Here is a 13,242-nt window from a genome sequence, read left to right as displayed (position 1 = left end):
TCGTCGGTACAGATGAACACTGTTAGAATCGCCAGTCGTTTTTTCCAGGAGTCTGCCCCCGTGATCACTTCCCGCCTGCGCACCTTGCGCGACCATATCCGTTGGGCTGTCAGCCGTTTCCATGGGGAAGACCTGTTTTTTGGCCACGGCACCGACAATGCCTGGGATGAAGCCCGGCAACTGGTACTCGGCGCTCTGCACCTGCCTTGGGAAATGGCTGACAGCTACCTGGACTGCAACCTGGAAGAAGAGGAAGTTTCCCACGTTCAGCGTTTGTTGCATCGGCGCATCCATGAGCGCGTGCCCACGGCCTACTTGCTCAAGGAGGCCTGGTTCTGCGGCATGTCGTTTATCGTAGATGAGCGCGTGCTGATTCCGCGCTCACCGATTGGCGAACTGATCGAAAACCGCTTCGAGCCTTGGCTGGCCCAGCCGCCGGCGCGCATTCTCGACTTGTGCACCGGCTCCGGCTGCATCGGCATCGCCTGTGCCTACGAATTCCCGGACGCTGAAGTGGTGCTGGGCGACTTGTCCTTCGAAGCCCTTGAAGTGGCCAATCAGAACATCGAGCGCCACTGCGTCGATGAGCGCGTGTATACCGTGCAGGGCGACGGCTTTGACGGGCTGCCGGGCCAGCGCTTCGATCTGATCGTGTCCAATCCGCCGTATGTGGACGCCGAAGACTTCGCCGATATGCCGGATGAATACCAGCACGAACCGGAACTGGGCCTGGCGTGTGGCGACGACGGCTTGAATCTGGTACGCCGGATGCTGGCCGAAGCGGCGAACCACCTGACCGAGAAGGGGTTGCTGATCGTCGAAGTGGGCAACAGCCAGGTGCATGTTGAAGCGCTGTACCCGGAAGTGGATTTCGCCTGGCTGGACTTCCAGCGGGGTGGGCATGGGGTGTTCATGTTGACGGCGCAGCAGTGCCGCCAGCATCAGGCCGTCTTTGCCGCCAGGATCTAACTGAAGAAGTACGGTCAATGTGGGCGGGGGCTTGCCTCCGATAGCGGCCTCCGGGCCGACCAGGATGTTGGTGTCGATCCCGGTCCAATGTGGGAGGGGGCTTGCCCCCGATGGCGGCCTCAGAGCCGACCAGAATGTTGGATTGGACCGAGTACATATCCGTTTCTGTGGCAACGGCCACTTAGGGTTCCGCCCTGACGGCGGCCCACTTTTGAAAAGCCGGAATGCCGGCCCAGTCAAAAGTAAGCAAAACGCTCTTGCCCCACCACTCGGATTCAAGCCTGCGTTCGGCCAGCGTGGTTTAACGGGGCGCCTAGGATCAAAAGCAGATCAAGGTCAAGATCAAGAGCGACTCGCTTCGCATCGTGGTTACGGTTGAGCGCTGCTGAGTTGTGTGGATACCTATGGCTATCGGGGGCAAGCCCCCTCCCACATTTGATTGCATTCCAGTCTGTTAACGGTGCGTGGCAATCCATATCAACAGCCCCGCCTGAAACACGGTAAACGCCACCAGGCAGGTGATGGTAAAGCGCAACCCGCTGTCCTCGCGTTTGAACTTGAGCACCTTTTCCTCTTCCTTGCGCAGCTTCACTTCCTGCTCGGCCAGGTTCTGCTCGGCCTGTTGCAGCATCTGCGCGGCTTCGAGGATTTCCACGAATTGCACCTTCTCGGTGTTCCAACTGTCCAGCACGTCGCTGACCTTGCCCGGCTGTACGTTGCCCTTGAGGTGCTGCACGTCGGCGTAGGCCACGTCAAAACCCTGGATGCGCAGGAAGTGATCGCGGCGCAGGCGCGTGGCTTCGTTGAGCGCGTCCTTGTTGGCCAGGTCCACGCCATCGACGCGGTAATGTGACCACCTCTTCTTGGCCCAGGCAGCGGCCTGGGCCACCAGGAAGCGGCCAAGACCGCGGTTCGCCGGTTCGATTTCCAGGCTGTTGCCCGGGCCGAAGTGCACGCGGTGTTTATCGTGATCCACCCAGATATCCAGCTGGTTCTGCTCGCGCCGTACACGCTGGCCGGGCAACTGGATCACCATGCGCAACAGGCTGTGATGCGAATCATGGCGCTCGGCGTAACCGAACTGCACAAACCGCAAGGGCCGCGCGCCGGTCGCACGGTCGATGGCCAACGGGGCGAGGCGCAGCATCTTGAAATGTTCGGCGTGCACGTCCGCCCACGGCAGCGCCGCAGCAGCGGCGGCCTCGGTTTCAGCCGGGGTGTCGGCGGTGAATTCTGGTGTTGCTTCAGTGGTTGTCATGCGGCGCGATCCTGTCCAAGCCCTGCGAGCCGACAGTCTTTTTACTGTCGACCCTGGGCTTATCGGCCGTTTTCCCCAGGACTGGAGGCAAATTGCCGGTTAACGGGGTTCAAGTCCGTTGATAAAGCGCACGATACGCTCGCCCAGTTCGGCGGCGAGAGGCAATTTGGGGTCGTTGTAGGAGGCCAGTTGCTGCTTGACGTTGTTGGGCACGATGCGCATCACGTGGTTCATGCCTTCGATCACGGTCAACTGTGCGTCGGGCTTGGCCTTTTTCAGTTGCCGGGCATCGCCTACGCCGACCTGGATGTCGTTGGTGCCCTGGATGATCAGGGCCGGCATGCTCAAACGGGCAAAGGCTGCCGACGGATCGGCGCGGAACAGGCTGATCAGATAGGGCTGCACGCTGGGTCGGAAAATACCTTCCAGCGGGCGCGGCACATTGGCATCGACCTGGCCGGCCTTGAGGTGATCGAGAATCTCATTGCTGCGCAGCAACAGGGCAGGGGGCAGGTGATCGGCCAGTTGCTGGCGAATCACTTGGTCGACCGGGCGCGCGCTGCCGGACAAGGAAATCACCCCGGCCGGATTCAATTGCGGCGCGGCGAGGGCGGCGACCAGCGCGCCTTCGCTGTGACCCAGCACAATCAGCGGGCCCATACGCTTGTCGGCCTTGAGCAGTTTGCCCCAGGCCACGGCGTCGGCCACGTAGGCGTCGAGGCTCAGGTTGCGTTCATCCGGCGTCGCAGCAAGGCTGGCGGCCACGCCGCGTTTGTCATAGCGCACGCTGGCGATATTGTGCCGGGCCAGCACCCAGGCCAGGCGCTTGAGGCTGTCGTTGCGCGCGCCGTCGGCGCTGTTGCCGTTGCGGTCGGTGGGGCCTGAACCGGCAATAATCAGCACCACCGGCACGGGTTGGTCGGACTGTGGCAACAGCAGCGAGCCAAACAGCTCACCGCTGCCGGTGTCCAGGCTGATGGGCCGTTGCAGCACGACGGGGGAGGCGGCCTGGGCCGCGACAGTAAAAAGGGTGAGGGTGAACAGCAGAACTCGCAGCATCATCGCGCCATCATTGGAGAGGTGCCGGTTGGACCAACGTCTACCGGTAAGGTTTCGAGGATGAACTAGTCGGTTAGCCTGCGTATACTGGCCGCCTTAAGTTATTACGGTTGACTTGATTCAACTGATTTCACGGAGCGCTCCGCATGTCCGGCAATACCTTCGGCAAGCTGTTCACTGTCACCACCGCGGGCGAAAGCCATGGCCCGGCGTTGGTCGCCATTGTCGACGGCTGCCCGCCCGGCCTCGAGCTGTCCGTGCAGGATCTGCAGCGTGATCTGGACCGCCGCAAGCCCGGCACCAGCCGCCATACCACCCAGCGCCAGGAACCCGACGAAGTCGAGATCCTCTCAGGGGTGTTCGAAGGCCGCACCACCGGTTGCGCCATCGGCCTGCTGATCCGTAATACCGACCAGAAGTCCAAGGACTACTCGGCGATCAAGGACCTGTTCCGCCCGGCCCACGCCGACTACACCTACCATCACAAATACGGCGAGCGCGACTACCGCGGCGGTGGCCGCAGTTCGGCCCGTGAAACCGCGATGCGCGTGGCGGCCGGTGCCATTGCCAAGAAATACCTGGCGACCCAGGGCATCGTCATTCGTGGCTACATGAGCCAGCTCGGCCCGATTGAAATCCCGTTCAAGACCTGGGACAGCATCGAAGACAACGCCTTCTTCTGCCCCGACCCGGACAAGGTGCCGGCGCTGGAAGCCTACATGGACCAGCTGCGCCGCGACCAGGACTCGGTCGGTGCGAAGATCACCGTCGTGGCCGAGGGCGTGAAACCGGGCCTGGGCGAGCCGATTTTCGACCGTCTCGACGCCGAACTGGCCCACGCGCTGATGAGCATCAATGCGGTCAAGGGCGTGGAAATCGGCGCCGGTTTCGCCTGCGTGGCCCAGCGCGGCACCGAGCATCGCGATGAGCTGACCCCGCAGGGGTTCCTCAGCAACAACGCCGGCGGCATCCTCGGTGGCATCTCCTCGGGCCAGCCGATCGTTGCGCACCTGGCGCTCAAGGCCACGTCGAGCATCACCACGCCGGGCCGCTCGATCGATGTGCACGGCAACCCGGTCGACGTGATCACCAAGGGCCGCCACGACCCGTGCGTCGGCATCCGCGCCACGCCGATTGCCGAGGCGATGATGGCTATCGTGTTGATGGACCACCTGCTGCGCAACCGCGGGCAAAACGCTGATGTACAGGTGGGTACGCCGGTGCTGGGCCAGCTGTGACGGGCTGGCAGTGACAGCCCTCCCTTATTGGCGCCTATCCAGCTTCTACCTGTTCTACTTCGCCCTGCTCGGGGCGACGGCGCCGTTCCTGGCGTTGTACTTCGATCACTTGGGCTTCTCCAGCGCGCGTATCGGCGAGCTGGTGGCCATTCCCATGCTGATGCGCTGCGTGGCGCCCAACCTCTGGGGCTGGCTGGGTGACTACACCGGCCGCCGCCTGGCCATCGTGCGGTTCGGTGCGGTGTGCACGCTGTTGAGTTTCTCGTTGATTTTCGTCAGCAAGAGCTACGCTTGGCTCGCGCTGGTCATGGCCCTGCATGCGTTCTTCTGGCATGCGGTACTGCCGCAGTTCGAAGTGATCACTCTGGCTCACCTGCAACAGCAGACGTCGCGCTACAGCCAGATCCGCTTGTGGGGTTCGATCGGCTTTATCCTCACTGTCGTGATCATGGGGCGTCTGTTTGAATGGCTGAGCGTGGACATCTACCCGGTTGTGGTCGTGGTGATCATGGCCGGTATCATCGGCGCCAGCCTGTGGGTGCCGAATGCGCATCCCGCCAGCCACGGCCAGCGCCTGGCCGGGGACGGCTTTGTGCGGCAATTACGCAACCCCGGCGTGCTGGCGTTCTATGCCTGTGTGGCACTGATGCAGATGAGCCATGGCCCCTATTACACCTTTCTCACGCTGCACCTTGAACACCTGGGCTACAGCCGTGGCGTGATCGGTTTGCTGTGGGCCCTCGGGGTGGTGGCGGAGGTGTTGATGTTCCTGGCCATGAGTCGCATCCTGGCGCGCTTTTCGGTGCGCCGGGTGCTGTTGACCAGCTTCCTGCTGGCGGCGCTGCGCTGGCTGCTGCTCGGCGCATTTGCCGAGTTTTTCTGGCTGCTGTTGCTGGTGCAAGTGCTGCATGCCGCCACGTTCGGCAGTTTCCATGCGGCGGCAATCGCCTTCGTGCAGCGCAGTTTCGGTGATCGCCAGCAAGGCCAGGGCCAGGCGCTTTACGCCGCATTGGCCGGCATCGGCGGTGCGTTGGGCGCGCTCTATGCCGGTTACAGCTGGAACCTGCTGGGCCCCACGCTTACGTTCAGTATCGCCAGCATCGCGGCCCTGGCTGCCGCCGTTATCATTGGCCTTCGATTGCAAGAGCCAAACCAAGGAACCGTGCAATGAGCTATGTCGCTGTCTATGACCTCACTACACCGGACACCCCGAACAAGGTGTTGACCCACTTCGATGACATTCAGTCGACCCTGGCCGCACACGGCGTGCGCTTCGAATGCTGGCAGCCCGGCACACTTGAAAAGGGCGCCAGTGAGGCGCAAATGATTGCGGCGTATCAGACGCAGATCGACGCGCTTGGCTACGCGCGCGCCGAGGTGGTCAGCATTACCGGCGCTTACACGAAAGAAACGCTGCAGGCTGAACGCCTGGATGAGCACACCTGTGGTGAGGACCAGGCGCGATTTTTCGTCGCCGGCCAGGGACTGTGCTCGTTGCGCATTGGCGAATATGTCTACGGCGTGCGGTGTGAGAAGAACGATCTGCTGATCGTGCCCGCCGACATGCCCCATTGGTTCGACATGGGCGAGCATCCTTATTGTGTGCTGCTGCATTTGTTCAACACCGTCGAGGGCTCGATGGCGAAGTTGACGGGCAATGACATCGCCCGTGGTGCTGCGAAATTGGACGACTAAGACAAATCTTTTAAATGTTCAACCCAGGCAAGTTGGAATTTGTTGTGGGAAGAAGCCTAAATACCTGTAGGGCTTGGCTGTTTATCCTCAGCCTTGGTTTCTCATTGCTCAGATTGTGTAACTCTCGCTTTATTCAATGTTCATGGCGCCTGTCAATAGGAAGAATCCGAAGGGTGGCAGCGCATCGGCATATAAAAAGGAGAGAGCAATGAGTCGCCCAGAGGAGATATCTCACCCGTTGGAAATTGTGCCAACGGTCATCAGACGACGCTTGAGTCTGCTCGGCAAGCCCCTCACCAAGACTGAACTGGAGATTCTGCGATGGGCCTCCGAGGGCAAGACCATTTGGGAGATGAGCAGAATTCGCTGCACGTCGGAGGCCACGGTTAAATTCCACCTGCGCAATATCTACGGCAAGCTCGATGTGAATAACCGGGTGCAGGCGATGAATGAGGCGACGCGTCAAGGACTGTGCTGACGGCATAAAAAAAAGGGCCGCGACGCTCAACGGCGTCGCGGCCCTTCTTTTTACGCTGGAGCTTATGCCGAATGGTAGGTCGGCAGGGCAAAGCGGTTCTGGCTTTGCAGCATCGAAATTTGCGGCAGCTCGCTGGCTTGTTCAGCCAGGTCGCGGCGGATGGCGCTGATGACCCAGGTCAGTTGGTCGGCGGTGTGCAGCTGCTGATACGAGATCGAGCGCTTGACCTGTTTGCCTTCGCTGTTACGCAGGGTCAACAGAATGCCGCCGTCCGGACGTGGTTGGGTGGTGACGTCGTAGTTGGAAAATACCGAAGCGAATTTATCTTGGATCAGGCTCATGTCTATCAGCTCCATTGGCTCAAGTTGGCAAGCATGGAGTGATAGGTGCAGTGATTGTGCCAGTATTGAACCTTCTAAAAATCCTTTATAAATCAGAAGCTTACAAATTTTTGAAATTTTCGTTTTCGTGCAATTTGCATGAAAGGCCATCGTGCATCCTGCATTTTGCGTTATCCAGGCAGTTAATTTTTACACCCAACTGCTCTTTTCCTACCGATTCTGACCACGCGTTTCCCGGATAAATCCCATCCAGGCCGCAGGCGGCCGGTAATCGGCTGCGCTATTGATTGTGCCTATGGCCGCTTTTGACAAAAAAGCCATGACAGCAGGGAACTCCATCGCGACACTGGGCGCCATATAAGCATCAGAAAGGAGCCCTACATGTCGACCCAGCCCAAACAAATGACCGATGACGAAGCCGCCGAGTTTGCCGAGCAGGTCTTCGACGTCGCCCGCAAGGGCGACGCCGCCATGCTCGCAGCACTGTTGGCCAAGGGCTTGCCGGCCAACTTTCGCAACCACAATGGCGATACGCTGTTGATGCTCGCGGCCTATCACGGCCACGCCGAGGCAGTGAAAGTGCTGCTGGAGTTCAAGGCCGACCCCCTGATCGCCAACGACAAGCACCAACTGCCGATTGCCGGTGCGGCATTCAAGGGCCACCTGGCGGTGGTCAGGGCGCTGATCGAAGGCGGCACCCCGGTTGAAGCGGCGTCTTCGGATGGGCGCACGGCGTTGATGATGGCGGCCATGTTCAACCGTGTCGAAATGCTCGACTACCTGCTCGGCCAGGGTGCCAACCCCAAGGCCACCGATGCCCAGGGCGCGACGGCGCTGGCGGCGGCGCAGACCATGGGGGCAGTGGATACGGCGGCGCTGTTGCAAAAACTGGTGTAGGCTACGCGCCCTCGAAAACCCGCCCGCCACAGGACCCGCCCATGAAAACCGCTCTCGTCGAACTTATCAGCAAAATCAGCGCTGGCGTCATGGGGGCGGACGAGGTGGTGCGTATCGCCGATGAAGCGGCGCAGGCCTACGCAGACCCTGTGGCATTCCTGGCGGCCAATCCGGATATCAACTACGACGACAGCTTCCCGATTGCGCTGGGGGAGTGGGTGGTGGTCGGCAGCCTGCCGGAGACGGTGCTGTTCCAGGCCGATACCTATGCAGACCTGTTTGCCCAGATCGTTGCCTCATTCGGCCCGGGCGTGGTGTTCAATCTAAAGCCCAAGCAATTGACCAAGACCGAAGACCTGACGGCGCTCAATCGCATCCAGATCCAGATGAGCGCCCTGAGCCCGGAAGACGGCGGCTATGTGCTGCTCGACTTCAGCCAACCGCTCGATGACGACTTCCAGGCCGTCTTGGTATTCGGCAATGACCTGCCGAGGGTGCTGGAACTGTGCGCCGAGGTCGGCATCAAGGCTGAGCCGTCATTGGAAGCCTTGAAGATTGCCGTTCACGTTTAAATAAAACGGAACCCCCGCCAGGGCTGACTATCCTACAAGGGCATGCCCCCAACACTTAGGAGCGACACCATGGGTTCGACTTTCAATGGCCTGATTGGCCTGATCATCCTCGCGCTGGACATCTGGGCGATCATCAATGTGTTCAAAAGCGGCGCGAGCACGGGCGCCAAGGTGTTGTGGATTCTGTTGATCCTGCTGCTGCCGGTCCTGGGCCTGATCATCTGGGCCATCGCCGGGCCGCGCGGTAACGTGCGGATCTAACGCCGCACTCGGTCAATGTGGGAGGGGGCTTGCCCCCGATTGGCGGTGGGTCAGCACTGTATCTGTTGCTGACCCTCCGCTATCGGGGGCAAGCCCCCTCCCACATTGGTTTTGCCGGTTTTGCCTACCCCCGCTGAATTTGTGTGTCGAAAGTATTCGCTGCACGAAATTTTCACATCCCGTCCAAGACAATTCGCCCGCTTTGTTCCTCTGCCAGGGCCCCAATCCCTGGGGCATTTAAAGCGGTGGCGAGCTCGCACGTTCAGTAATTAATAGCCTTGCCGGCCTTGATCGGGCACCATTTGCGCCACCGCGTTAACCACCCACCCCGGCCAGCCTGGGCGAGGGCGGACGCCACTGCATTAATTTCGCAACTTCAACTTCCAATGGGTCCTAAAACGACATGGCAAACCCGGACGCCCTGAATCAGCAGCGAGCTTCAAATCGCCTGCTGCAACCGACCGTCAAATCCCATCTGGCGTACACGCTGCTTTGCGCACTGGTCATGATGGTGATGTTCTCCCTGCTGCGCCTGGCGTTGCTGGTCTACAACCGCGAGATGATCCTCGACACACCGGCCTTGACCTTCCTGGAAGCGTTCGCCAACGGCCTGCGCCTGGATATCCGTCTGGTGATGTACCTGCTGGTCCCGCTGCTGCTGGCCTTGTTCAGCGTACGGGCGATGGCGGCGCGCGGGTTCTTCCGGCTGTGGCTGACCGTCGCGTCCAGCATTGCGCTGTTCCTGGGCCTGATGGAGATGGACTTCTACCGTGAGTTTCACCAGCGCCTCAACGGCCTGGTCTTCCAGTATGTGAAGGAAGACCCGAAAACCGTGGTGAGCATGCTCTGGTATGGCTTCCCGGTGGTGCGCTACCTGTTGGCCTGGGCGGTGGGCACGTTGATCCTGAGCATGGCCTTCAAGGGTGCCGACCGCGCAACGCGCCCGCGTGGCCCGTTCAGTGGCGGCAGCATCGGCACGCGCCAGGTGGCGCCGTGGTACAGCCGCATTGCGGTGTTCGTGGTGTGCCTGCTGGTCGCTGTGGTCGCCATCCGTGGCACCCTGCGCCAGGGCCCGCCGTTGCGGTGGGGTGATGTGTACACCACCGACTCGAACTTCGCCAACCAATTGGGCCTCAACGGTACGTTGTCGTTGATCGGCGCGGCCAAGGCGCGTTTTTCCGAGCATCGCGACAACGTCTGGAAAGCCACCCTGGAACAACCGCTGGCCACCCAAACGGTGCGTGACATGCTGGTGCTGCCGAGCGAGACGCTGGTGGATACCGACACCGCCGCCGTGCGCCGTGAGTTCACGCCGCCGGCCGAGAAGACCCTGCCGATCAAAAACGTGGTAGTGATCCTGATGGAAAGCTTCGCCGGTCACTCGGTGGGCGCCTTGGGCCGTCCAGGCAACATCACGCCGTACTTCGACAAGTTGTCCAAGGAAGGCCTGCTGTTCGATCGCTTCTTCTCCAACGGCACCCACACTCACCAGGGCATGTTCGCCACCATGGCGTGCTTTCCGAACCTGCCCGGCTTCGAATACCTGATGCAGACCCCCGAGGGCAGCCACAAGCTGTCGGGCCTGCCGCAGTTGCTGAGCGCGCGTGATTTCGACGATGTGTATGTCTACAACGGCGACTTCGCCTGGGACAACCAGTCGGGTTTCTTCAGCAACCAGGGCATGACCAACTTCATCGGCCGCAATGACTTCGTCGATCCGGTGTTTTCCGACCCGACCTGGGGCGTGTCCGACCAGGACATGTTCAACCGTGGCCTGGAAGAACTGAAGGCTCGCGAAGGCGGCAAGCCGTTCTACGCGCTGCTGCAAACGCTGTCCAACCACACGCCGTACGCGTTGCCGACGCCATTGCCGGTTGAGCCGGTCACCGACCGTGGCAGCCTCAACGAGCATTTGACGGCCATGCGTTACTCCGACTGGGCGTTGGGCCAGTTCTTCGAAAAGGCCCGCAAGGAGCCGTACTTCAAGGAAACCCTGTTTGTGGTGGTGGGCGACCACGGCTTCGGCAACGAGCAGCAGATCACCGAGATGGACCTGGGCCGTTTCAACGTACCGATGCTGATGATCGCGCCGGGCATGCAGGAAAAGTTCGGCGAGCGTGACCACACCGTGGGCACCCAGATCGATATCGTCCCGACCATCATGGGTCGCCTCGGCGGTGACACGCTGCATCAGTGCTGGGGCCGTGACCTGCTGAACCTGCCGGAAGGCGACAAGGGCTTCGGCGTGATCAAGCCATCGGGCAGCGACCAGACCGTCGCCTTGCTGACTGCTGACCGCGTACTGGTCCTGCCCAAGGAAATGCCACCGAAGTTGTGGCAATACGAACTGGGCGCCAACCCGACCGGCAAGGTCATTGCCGAGTCGCCGGACGAAGCGGCGCTCAAGCAGAAACTTGAGTCGTTCCTGCAAACCGCGACCAAGAGCCTGTTGGATAACACCGCAGGTGTGGTGGACGGCAAGCCGGACTAACTAACAAACCGGCAATAAAAAAGAGGCCTCATTGAGGCCTCTTTTTTTTACCCTTGGAAGGGGCTTATATCTTGCCGAGCAACAACAGCACCAGCAGAACTACCAGCACCACACCCAGGATACCCGACGGGCCATAACCCCAGTTACGCGAGTGCGGGAACACCGGCAGGCCACCCACCAACAGGAGAATCAGGATAATGATCAGAATCAGGCTCATGGTTTTATTCCTTATAGGCCTTCTGTAAAGACCGGTTATTCAGCGGGAGTCTCGTCCATCTGATAATGGACGGCTTATCAACTCCGACTCTGCCGCCTGATAAAAAATTCAGTATTTTTTTAAAGCATTTCGCTTGCTCGCTTATTTCTTTTAACACGGCCGCAACTACGCAACGTTAGTTGAAAAATATTGAACTTAGGCTATACGCAAGTATCCGACCGAGCCCGCGGTTTGCCTGGGGCATTCATCATTCTGATGGTGCGTGGGCGCGGCAGGAACCTTCGCTACACTGCCGATCACTTCCATCGTGAACCACAAGGCTACTTCCTATGCAAAACCGCATGATGATCACGGGCGCCGGGTCCGGTCTGGGTCGTGAAATCGCACTGCGCTGGGCCCGTGAGGGGTGGCAACTGGCATTGTCGGATGTCAGCGAGTCCGGCTTGCAGGAAACCCTGAGGTTGGTGCGCCAAGCCGGTGGCGACGGTTTTATCCAGCGCTGCGATGTGCGTGATTACAGCCAGCTCACCGCGTTGGCGCAGGCGTGCGAAGTGAAGTTCGGCGGCATCGATGTGATCGTCAATAACGCCGGCGTGGCCTCCGGCGGATTCTTTGCCGAACTGTCGCTCGAGGATTGGGACTGGCAGATTGCAATCAACCTGATGGGCGTGGTCAAGGGCTGCAAGGCGTTCCTGCCGCTGCTGGAAAAGAGCAAGGGCCGCATCATCAATATCGCCTCAATGGCCGCGCTGATGCAGGGGCCGGCCATGAGTAACTACAACGTGGCCAAGGCCGGCGTGGTGGCACTGTCGGAAAGTTTGCTGGTGGAACTCAAACAACAGGAAATCGGCGTGCATGTGGTCTGCCCGTCGTTTTTCCAGACCAATCTGCTTGATTCATTTCGCGGGCCGACCCCGGCGATGAAAGCGCAGGTGGGCAAGTTGCTCGAGAGTTCGCCGATTTCGGCCATGGATATCGCCGACTACATATATCAGCGCGTAAGCGAAGGCGAGTTCATGATTCTGCCCCATGAGCAGGGACGGTTGGCATGGATGCTCAAACAGAAAAATCCGCAGTTGCTGTATGACGAGATGACGCTGATGGCCGACAAGATGCGCGCCAAGGCGCAGGCCATAAAGGGCTGATGCGGGTGCAGTCTGTCAGTTAAATTACCTATGCGTGTAGGTGCCGCCTGATTTGGCCGCAAGCCATTGCTGGTCAGGCTTCAAACGAGCATGGTCAGGGTCCGGATATTCGAAAAAGGACGACCGCCATGCTGGTCTTGAGCCGTACGTCAGGCAAAAGCATTTCCATCGGTGATGATATCGCTTTGCACATTCTTGAAGTCAGCGCCAACCACGTTAAGTTCGGTATCGAAGCGCCGGCAGGGGTCAGCGTGCATCGCGCCGAGGTCTACCGCAAAATCCTCGAACGCCAGGCCAGCGCCGCTTGCCCGGTGCCGGTTCCCAACCCGTAGCGTCACGGTCAGTCAAACAGATGCTTGGGCACGTCGTGCTTGAGCATCAGTTGGCATTGCTCGCTTTCCGGGTCGAACACGATCAGCGCCTGACCCTTGGTCAGTGCCTGGCGCACGCGCAATACGCGGGTCTCCAGCGGTGTGTCGTCACCATTGTCGGTGCCATCGCGGGTGACGAAATCTTCGATGAGGCGGGTCAGGGTGTCGACTTCAAGCGCGTCGTAGGGAATCAGCATATAAGCCTCGGGGGTCAGGTCCCGGCGATGCTACTGTGCCGGGACCTTTGTTG

At 60.2% G+C, this 13,242-nt stretch carries 16 protein-coding genes; 11 read left to right on the top strand and 5 right to left on the bottom strand.

All coding sequences use genetic code 11. The features are described 5' to 3' along the window. Positions 1-60 precede the first annotated feature (60 nt). Complete coding sequence (gene prmB, locus BOP93_RS18385; RefSeq protein WP_104504019.1) at positions 61-969, top strand: 50S ribosomal protein L3 N(5)-glutamine methyltransferase; 909 nt, start codon at positions 61-63, stop codon at positions 967-969. Between the two features lie 454 nt (positions 970-1,423). On the opposite strand, the gene BOP93_RS18375 is transcribed toward prmB, so the two are convergent. Further along, on the bottom strand, positions 1,424-2,227 hold the full coding sequence (locus BOP93_RS18375) for a hypothetical protein (RefSeq protein ID WP_104504017.1): 804 nt from the start codon (positions 2,225-2,227) through the stop codon (positions 1,424-1,426). Positions 2,228-2,326: 99 nt separating this feature from the next. Next, positions 2,327-3,289 carry an alpha/beta hydrolase gene (locus BOP93_RS18370; RefSeq protein ID WP_104504015.1) on the bottom strand — a complete coding sequence of 321 codons (963 nt, stop codon included), beginning with the start codon at positions 3,287-3,289 and terminating at the stop codon, positions 2,327-2,329. A gap of 143 nt (positions 3,290-3,432) precedes the next feature. Between BOP93_RS18370 and aroC the strand changes: the two genes are divergently transcribed. The 4 genes from aroC (at position 3,433) to BOP93_RS18350 (ending at position 6,697) form a co-directional block, all read left to right on the top strand. Further along, entirely contained in the window at positions 3,433-4,524 is a 1,092-nt protein-coding gene (gene aroC, locus BOP93_RS18365; protein ID WP_104504013.1) for a chorismate synthase, read from the top strand. Positions 4,525-4,534: 10 nt separating this feature from the next. Continuing rightward, on the top strand, positions 4,535-5,695 hold the full coding sequence (locus BOP93_RS18360; RefSeq protein ID WP_237140373.1) for an MFS transporter: 1,161 nt from the start codon (positions 4,535-4,537) through the stop codon (positions 5,693-5,695). Continuing rightward, entirely contained in the window at positions 5,692-6,219 is a 528-nt protein-coding gene (locus tag BOP93_RS18355) for an acireductone dioxygenase (RefSeq protein WP_104504009.1), read from the top strand. Before BOP93_RS18360 ends, BOP93_RS18355 begins: the two co-directional genes overlap by 4 nt. 208 nt (positions 6,220-6,427) lie before the next feature. Beyond that, positions 6,428-6,697 carry a response regulator transcription factor gene (locus BOP93_RS18350; RefSeq protein ID WP_104504007.1) on the top strand — a complete coding sequence of 90 codons (270 nt, stop codon included), beginning with the start codon at positions 6,428-6,430 and terminating at the stop codon, positions 6,695-6,697. A gap of 62 nt (positions 6,698-6,759) precedes the next feature. Here the strand turns inward: BOP93_RS18350 and BOP93_RS18345 are convergent, their stop codons facing one another. Further along, on the bottom strand, positions 6,760-7,038 hold the full coding sequence (locus BOP93_RS18345; protein WP_003172952.1) for a DUF3509 domain-containing protein: 279 nt from the start codon (positions 7,036-7,038) through the stop codon (positions 6,760-6,762). 381 nt (positions 7,039-7,419) lie between these two features. Between BOP93_RS18345 and BOP93_RS18340 the strand changes: the two genes are divergently transcribed. The 4 genes from BOP93_RS18340 (at position 7,420) to BOP93_RS18325 (ending at position 11,259) form a co-directional block, all read left to right on the top strand. Continuing rightward, positions 7,420-7,935 (top strand): ankyrin repeat domain-containing protein, encoded by a 516-nt coding sequence (locus BOP93_RS18340; protein ID WP_104504005.1) that lies wholly within the window; start codon positions 7,420-7,422, stop codon positions 7,933-7,935. A 41-nt stretch (positions 7,936-7,976) separates the two neighbouring features. After that, positions 7,977-8,507 (top strand): hypothetical protein, encoded by a 531-nt coding sequence (locus BOP93_RS18335; RefSeq protein WP_104504003.1) that lies wholly within the window; start codon positions 7,977-7,979, stop codon positions 8,505-8,507. A 69-nt stretch (positions 8,508-8,576) separates the two neighbouring features. After that, on the top strand, positions 8,577-8,768 hold the full coding sequence (locus BOP93_RS18330) for a PLDc N-terminal domain-containing protein (protein ID WP_003172956.1): 192 nt from the start codon (positions 8,577-8,579) through the stop codon (positions 8,766-8,768). Between the two features lie 403 nt (positions 8,769-9,171). After that, a complete protein-coding gene (locus tag BOP93_RS18325; protein ID WP_104504001.1) occupies positions 9,172-11,259 on the top strand; it encodes an LTA synthase family protein in 2,088 nt (695 codons plus the stop codon). A gap of 64 nt (positions 11,260-11,323) precedes the next feature. Here the strand turns inward: BOP93_RS18325 and BOP93_RS18320 are convergent, their stop codons facing one another. Beyond that, a complete protein-coding gene (locus BOP93_RS18320; RefSeq protein WP_003192767.1) occupies positions 11,324-11,476 on the bottom strand; it encodes a DUF3309 family protein in 153 nt (50 codons plus the stop codon). 329 nt (positions 11,477-11,805) lie between these two features. On the opposite strand from BOP93_RS18320, the gene BOP93_RS18315 reads away from it, so the two are divergent. Both BOP93_RS18315 and csrA read left to right on the top strand, forming a co-directional pair. After that, positions 11,806-12,621, top strand: a complete 816-nt coding sequence (locus tag BOP93_RS18315) for an SDR family oxidoreductase (RefSeq protein WP_104503998.1) — start codon at positions 11,806-11,808, stop codon at positions 12,619-12,621. A 128-nt stretch (positions 12,622-12,749) separates the two neighbouring features. Beyond that, on the top strand, positions 12,750-12,953 hold the full coding sequence (gene csrA, locus BOP93_RS18310) for a carbon storage regulator CsrA (protein ID WP_104503995.1): 204 nt from the start codon (positions 12,750-12,752) through the stop codon (positions 12,951-12,953). Positions 12,954-12,961: 8 nt separating this feature from the next. Here csrA and BOP93_RS18305 read toward each other — a convergent pair whose 3' ends face one another. After that, positions 12,962-13,189 (bottom strand): YheU family protein, encoded by a 228-nt coding sequence (locus tag BOP93_RS18305; RefSeq protein ID WP_003192759.1) that lies wholly within the window; start codon positions 13,187-13,189, stop codon positions 12,962-12,964. Positions 13,190-13,242: the final 53 nt, after the last annotated feature.

The organism is Pseudomonas orientalis (genome assembly GCF_002934065.1).
GTDB classification, from domain to species: Bacteria; Pseudomonadota; Gammaproteobacteria; order Pseudomonadales; family Pseudomonadaceae; genus Aquipseudomonas; species Aquipseudomonas orientalis_A.
This window is presented reverse-complemented; position numbering and strand designations above follow the sequence as displayed.

Excerpts from the sequence above, each read along its gene's own strand:
- BOP93_RS18340 (WP_104504005.1), top strand. The coding sequence starts at position 7,420 with ATGTCGACCCAGCCCAAACAAATGACCGATGACGAAGCCGCCGAGTTT.
- BOP93_RS18345 (WP_003172952.1), bottom strand. The coding sequence starts at position 7,038 with ATGAGCCTGATCCAAGATAAATTCGCTTCGGTATTTTCCAACTACGAC.
- BOP93_RS18320 (WP_003192767.1), bottom strand. The coding sequence starts at position 11,476 with ATGAGCCTGATTCTGATCATTATCCTGATTCTCCTGTTGGTGGGTGGC.
- BOP93_RS18305 (WP_003192759.1), bottom strand. The coding sequence starts at position 13,189 with ATGCTGATTCCCTACGACGCGCTTGAAGTCGACACCCTGACCCGCCTC.
- BOP93_RS18350 (WP_104504007.1), top strand. The coding sequence starts at position 6,428 with ATGAGTCGCCCAGAGGAGATATCTCACCCGTTGGAAATTGTGCCAACG.
- BOP93_RS18315 (WP_104503998.1), top strand. The coding sequence starts at position 11,806 with ATGCAAAACCGCATGATGATCACGGGCGCCGGGTCCGGTCTGGGTCGT.
- BOP93_RS18330 (WP_003172956.1), top strand. The coding sequence starts at position 8,577 with ATGGGTTCGACTTTCAATGGCCTGATTGGCCTGATCATCCTCGCGCTG.
- BOP93_RS18325 (WP_104504001.1), top strand. The coding sequence starts at position 9,172 with ATGGCAAACCCGGACGCCCTGAATCAGCAGCGAGCTTCAAATCGCCTG.
- BOP93_RS18370 (WP_104504015.1), bottom strand. The coding sequence starts at position 3,289 with ATGATGCTGCGAGTTCTGCTGTTCACCCTCACCCTTTTTACTGTCGCG.
- BOP93_RS18375 (WP_104504017.1), bottom strand. The coding sequence starts at position 2,227 with ATGACAACCACTGAAGCAACACCAGAATTCACCGCCGACACCCCGGCT.
- aroC (WP_104504013.1), top strand. The coding sequence starts at position 3,433 with ATGTCCGGCAATACCTTCGGCAAGCTGTTCACTGTCACCACCGCGGGC.
- BOP93_RS18355 (WP_104504009.1), top strand. The coding sequence starts at position 5,692 with ATGAGCTATGTCGCTGTCTATGACCTCACTACACCGGACACCCCGAAC.
- BOP93_RS18335 (WP_104504003.1), top strand. The coding sequence starts at position 7,977 with ATGAAAACCGCTCTCGTCGAACTTATCAGCAAAATCAGCGCTGGCGTC.
- csrA (WP_104503995.1), top strand. The coding sequence starts at position 12,750 with ATGCTGGTCTTGAGCCGTACGTCAGGCAAAAGCATTTCCATCGGTGAT.